General features: G+C 59.9%; 6 protein-coding genes. 5 read left to right on the forward strand and 1 reads right to left on the reverse strand.

What is annotated here, in order from left to right:
• The first annotated feature begins 403 nt into the window (after positions 1-403).
• From AC06FE_RS19415 to AC06FE_RS19435, 5 genes are all read left to right on the forward strand, one after another.
• Positions 404-640: a hypothetical protein gene (locus tag AC06FE_RS19415; protein ID WP_478073971.1), complete on the forward strand. Its 237-nt coding sequence runs from the start codon at positions 404-406 to the stop codon at positions 638-640.
• A 133-nt stretch (positions 641-773) separates the two neighbouring features.
• A complete protein-coding gene (locus tag AC06FE_RS19420; protein ID WP_478073972.1) occupies positions 774-2,201 on the forward strand; it encodes a virulence factor TspB C-terminal domain-related protein in 1,428 nt (475 codons plus the stop codon).
• Position 2,202: 1 nt separating this feature from the next.
• Complete coding sequence (locus tag AC06FE_RS19425) at positions 2,203-2,529, forward strand: DUF2523 family protein (protein WP_478073973.1); 327 nt, start codon at positions 2,203-2,205, stop codon at positions 2,527-2,529.
• Positions 2,526-3,704: a zonular occludens toxin domain-containing protein gene (locus AC06FE_RS19430; RefSeq protein ID WP_478073974.1), complete on the forward strand. Its 1,179-nt coding sequence runs from the start codon at positions 2,526-2,528 to the stop codon at positions 3,702-3,704. Before AC06FE_RS19425 ends, AC06FE_RS19430 begins: the two co-directional genes overlap by 4 nt.
• Positions 3,701-4,321 (forward strand): TraX family protein, encoded by a 621-nt coding sequence (locus AC06FE_RS19435; RefSeq protein ID WP_478073975.1) that lies wholly within the window; start codon positions 3,701-3,703, stop codon positions 4,319-4,321. Before AC06FE_RS19430 ends, AC06FE_RS19435 begins: the two co-directional genes overlap by 4 nt.
• A 534-nt stretch (positions 4,322-4,855) precedes the next feature.
• On the opposite strand, the gene AC06FE_RS19440 is transcribed toward AC06FE_RS19435, so the two are convergent.
• The coding region (locus AC06FE_RS19440) for a DUF3653 domain-containing protein (protein ID WP_478073976.1) at positions 4,856-5,317 on the reverse strand (462 nt) is incomplete at its 5' end.

The following is a 5,317-nucleotide window of genomic DNA, read 5'->3' on the forward strand; positions in this document are numbered from 1 at the left end:
GATCACGCTCCAGCACGAGGAAGGCGACAAGGCTCTGCCGGTGGGCAAGTACGAGCCCAAGCCATCGGCCTACTGGGTGGGCGACTTCGGTGCGCTTTCGATCAGCACCCGTGCCAAGCACTGGGAGGCCGTGAAGGCTCCTGCGCTCGCGAAGGCGAGCTAAGTCATGTCTGGATCGGAGCCGCTGTATGTCGTCGGCTGCGCTGCTGAGAACGTGCAGCAGGACGGGACGTGCACGGTTCCGGTCTGGATGCCATACCACCAGCCAATTTTGCCGCCCCTGGACTTGGCTGATGGAAGCGTAGTGGCCTTCGCGATCGTTAGCGTGTGGGCTATCGGCTTGAAAGCGCGTCTCGTATTCCGCGCGGCGCGTACGTAGGGGCATCAACCAAAGAGGTGTTTTATGAAGTACATGAACGTTGCACGTCGTTTCGCATCGACCACTGCCGGCAAGGTCGGTGCCGGTGCCTCCGCCCTGCTGGCCTCGGGTGCGGCTTTCGCCAGCGGCTCCAGTTCGCCCGGTGCTGCCATTGCCGGCGAGCTGGCCGGCGGCAAGTCGGATGTGATGCTGGTGGTGGCAGCTGCCGCGGTGATCCTGGGCGCGATCATCCTCTGGGGCTACGTCAAGAAGGCTCGCTGATCGGCGGGGCAGGGTAGTTCGGAGGGGGCGCACAGCTATGGGCGCCCCTTTTTTCTGAGGAGATAGACGCTATGGGGTACTTCGTGATCATCGCTGTCTGCGGGGCCTGCTGGCTCGCGTTTGAGGGGATGTGATGCACACCCTCGGAATTCCACCCATTGTTCGTAGTCGTAGGTTCGCAGTCGCGATTTTGATGCTTGCATGGTTGCTGTCGTGGGCTGGACCTTCTCAGGCTCAGGTGACGGGCGACTTTACTTACGATAATCAAGGTCAGGCTTACGCAGCATGTCAAAGTGCTAAGGCTGCTGCGGCGGCAAAGGGCTATACCGAGGCCTATCTCACCAGTGACGGCAAATGCAATATTCAGGGTTCGCCTGCCAATGGTCAGTTGTACCGTTGCCGTGTAGGCATTTCGTCCGGCTTCCGTTGTGACAATGCGTATCCAGAGGTGTTTCGGTGGAAAACGGCATGCTCTGGCCTGCAATCGAGCACTACCAAGTTCCTTCCGGTGTCCGGCTCTAAAGGTTGCAACCTTGGATGCGAGGTTGTGTATGCGCAGAATGTCGATGAAACAAGCACGCGCAGTACGACCGGCGCAACATGTAACGAGCGTGATTACAAGAACAATTGCCCTTCCGGCACGTATTGGAATGGTTACATGGGTGTGTGCGAGCCCGTAGACAAGCCGTGTCCGGAAGGGCAGAAGAAGGAGGGTGGACAATGCGTTCCCGATGGAAAGTGTCCTGAGGGGATGATTGCTGTGCAAGGCACTACCCCGGGCGCAGTTCAGCAGGGTTCGCTCTATTGCAAGCCGAAGGAGAACGAATGTCCGGCAGGCATGATCAAGTCGTCTTCCGGTCAATGCCTGCCCGGTGATGGGCAGTGTGCGGCGGGTGAAGCTAAGGGCAAGGATGGGACGTGCAAGCGCGATTCTGATAACGACGGTACGCCCGATAGCGAAGAGGGGGAGGATGATCCCAACACGGATTCTGCCTCTGGCGGTGATAGCTGCGATGCGCCGCCTACCTGCAACGGCAACGCCATCCAGTGCATGCAGGTAAAGATTCAGTGGCGCATTGACTGCAATACAAGGCGTCAGGTGAATATCAGCGGCGGAACCTGCGACGCGGTTCCGATCTGTACCGGAAAGGGGTGTAACGCCATGGAGTATGCGCAGCTCATGCAGCAGTGGCGCACTACGTGCGCGGTGGAAAAGTTGGCTAGAAAGGAGGGAGCGGATAGCGATGCTTCTGATGCCAATGGCAATGGCGTTCCTGATGCACTGGAGGGCATTGGCGACGTTACCGATGCTGGCGATGGTCAAGGCGACGTTGCCGGGGCTAAGCGGTTCGGCATTGGCGTGTCGACCAGCCTGCTCGACCAGGACAACATTTTTGGCGGCGGATCGTGTCCGCAGCCACCGACATTCAAGCTCATGGGTTCAACCGTGAGCGGGTCCGACTTTCCTTATTGGTGCCAAGCCATGGCGATTCTACGTGGCTTGGTGCTGATCTTCGGTGCGTTCACTGCTTTGAAAATCCTGATGGGCTGGGGGTTCTGATATGGGCGGCATGGTGTGGGAATGGATCGCCAAGGGTGTTGTGCACCTTATCGGCAAGTTGAAGGATGCTGCGTCTGGCATCGTCGGAAAGGTACTGGCAACGTTCGGGCTCACCACGGTTTCCTTTGAGGCGGTGTTGCCCAATCTGAAAGCCTACGTGCTTCAGTTCACCGGCGGAATTACGGGGCAGGCAGCCGACCTGTTGGGGTATCTCGGGGTGGGTCAGGCTATGTCGATGATTCTCTCCGCGTTGACCGTGCGCATGGCATGGAAGGTGTTCATCGTGCCGAAGACGATTGCTGACCAGCTTGGCGGGGGTGGGCAATGATTTACTGGTATACCGGTCAGCCCGGGCACGGCAAAACGCTGCACGCGATCGATCGCTTGCTGGAGTTCAAGGATCAGGGGCGCATCGTCTACGCCTGCAATATCCGCGAATTCGACTACGCGAAGACCGGTGTGCTGGAGATGACCCCGGACCAGTTCAACGACTGGCCGAACTTCTTGCCGGACGGCGCTGTCGCCCTGGTCGATGAGGCCTACGAGCATGGGATGCTGCCCAAGCGGCCGCCCGGCTCAAAGGTGCCGCATCACGTTGAACAGCTTGCCAAGCATCGTCACCGTGGCTTGGACTTCATCTTCGTCAGCCAATCGCCGGACAAGCAGTGTGACCAGTTCGTTCATGACCTGATCGAGCGGCATGTTCATGTCCGTCGCAGGTTCGGAACGAAGTTCGTGCACTTGCGTGAGTTCGATAGGTTCGAAGCGCGGCCGGAGAAGGCGACGCCGTTGGTCACGCGTCGCAAGGCTTTGCCCAAGCGCCCAATGGGCACTTACAAATCCACTGAGATGGATACGACGGAGCGCAAGATCCCTTGGTACTACGTCGCGCTTCCTATTGCAGCGGCGCTCGGTCTGTTCCTGATGTATTACACGTTCGGCAACATGGGGAAGCGGCTTGGTGGCGAGGACGTTAATGCCAGCGCGCAGGCTGCGAATGCGGCGGCCCTGCGCGACGGAGCGCCAGCGACGGCGGGCGGGGCGGCTGCAAAGAGCGATGATGTGATGCCGGCAGATTACGCCCGCAGGTTCTTGCCGCGTATCGCTTCCGAACCGTGGAGTGCACCGGCTTACGATGACGTGCTGACGCTGCCGACGGAAGCGCCTCGGTTGTTCTGCATGTCGTCCATGGACGGGCTTAATGCCCAGGGCAAGGTTGCTGAGCCGTCGTGTACATGCTTGACGGAGCAGGGCACCAGCTACGAGGTGGATTCTTCTACCTGCCGCTTCGTGGCTCGCCGCGGCCAGTACGAGCCCTACAGGGATGAACGCAACGATCGCTACGTGGATGGCCCTACCCAGCTGGAGCGGGGCAGGGAGCAGATTGCGGACCGGCAGGGCAATGCGATGATCAGTCGCGGTCAGCGTGCCCAGGGCACGTTTCCACAGTCCCCCGGCTACACGACCAGCACGGTTACGCCGGCGACGGATTTTCAGCTATGACCAGTGCAGGGCGTGAGTTGTTGAAGTGGCTGGCAGTCATCCTGATGACCGGTGATCATGCGGTCGCACTGCTGGTTGGCGGGTACGTTCCAGTGGTGTCCGAGCTGGGCCGCGCCGCTTTTCCGGTCTTTGCCATGGTCATGGCCTATAACTTGGCGCAGCCAGGTGCTGATGTTGCCAAGTCGATCAAGCGCCTTGCGATGTGGGGCTGCTTCGCGCAGCCGGTGTACGCGTGGGCCTTCGACGTCGTTTTACCGGTCAACGTACTGCTCAGCTTCGCGTTGGCCGCTGCGTGCGTTCTGTGCGCCCAGAATCGACGCTGGCTGCCATTGGCGTTGCTCGCTGGCCCGTTACCACTGTTCGTGGATTACCAATGGTCTGGCCTTGCGATGGTGCTGTCGTGGTGGTGGGTGTTTCGGTCTGGTGATGTCGGCCGGAACTTCTGGCTGGGTGCGCTCGGATTCGTGCCGCTGTGCTTCTACAACGGCAACGCCTGGGCATTGCTTGCGCTACCGCTGATGGCTCTTGGTCAAAGCACCTGGGCGCTGCCGCGAGCCCGCGGGGCGTTTTACGGCTACTACGTGGCTCATATCGGATTGCTCGCCTTTATTTCGTGATCCGTCACTAAAATGACGCGATTTCGCCCTCCTGTATTATCCGTAGCTCATGTCCAGCAAGGAGCCCGGGTATGTACAGGGGGATTCTTTTTGTGTTGTTGATGGGGACGACGGCGGGCGCATCAGCTCAACAGGTTTTCAAGTGCGTCGTGCCCGGTAAGCCGGTGTCGTATCAATCACAGCCTTGCCCTGGGCAAGCAGTTAGAGCTTGGGATGCCGTTCCTGATCCTGATAACCCCTATCTACGTGCCAGGCTGGCACAGATGGATCGGGAGGTGAGGCAGCGTCGTGCCGCGCAGCGCCCTTATGTCGCGTCTACTGGCGGTGGCTCTTATACCGGATCGAGGGCTTCAACCCGTTCGATTTCAACCACAGGTTCCGCGGCCTGTGAGGGGGCCAAGCAACAACGGTCGGCTGTCTATAACGCTGCTGGTCACCGGCGATCTTTTGCTTTGTCCAGGGCGATGGATGACGCCGTGTACAACGCCTGCAAGTAGCTGGGGTGTAGGGGCGGGCAGCCCCTACGGAGACGCTTCACCCGCGCCGATGGCGTGAAGGCCCACGGGTAGCCCGGACCACAGTTGCCCGGGCGGCGAACCTCGCGCCAGCCACTCCCGATGACCGCTGTTCTTGCCGGCGCCGGAGCACGTCCTGCAGGAAAATCACCTTGGAATCCCTTGTGCTGCAAGGGTTTCCAGAAAGTACCGATCGACTAACACCTGGTCGACCAGCTGCCATCATCGATCGCCATTCCCGTGCGATGTTGCAGGTCAGCGACCACCAGGTCATATCCTCGGGATAGAGCGTGTGACCCTCGGGGGTCCACATATGGCCGCCTTGGAAACCGAAACCGGCCCAAGGGCCGGTCAGTTCGATACGTTCGTGCGGGTCGTGCTTCATGCTTCGATCTCGTCCTTGCGTGGTGGACGTTGAGGCAAGCAGGAAGTGATCCAGAGCCAGACCCAGCGGAGCCGCCTCAGTATGCAATTTCGCATA

It is taken from the genome of Stenotrophomonas sp. Steno-C18 (assembly GCF_056393195.1).

Coding starts and splice junctions, on each gene's coding strand:
- AC06FE_RS19435 (WP_478073975.1), top strand. CDS start 3,701: ATGACCAGTGCAGGGCGTGAGTTGTTGAAGTGGCTGGCAGTCATCCTG.
- AC06FE_RS19430 (WP_478073974.1), top strand. CDS start 2,526: ATGATTTACTGGTATACCGGTCAGCCCGGGCACGGCAAAACGCTGCAC.
- AC06FE_RS19425 (WP_478073973.1), top strand. CDS start 2,203: ATGGGCGGCATGGTGTGGGAATGGATCGCCAAGGGTGTTGTGCACCTT.
- AC06FE_RS19415 (WP_478073971.1), top strand. CDS start 404: ATGAAGTACATGAACGTTGCACGTCGTTTCGCATCGACCACTGCCGGC.
- AC06FE_RS19420 (WP_478073972.1), top strand. CDS start 774: ATGCACACCCTCGGAATTCCACCCATTGTTCGTAGTCGTAGGTTCGCA.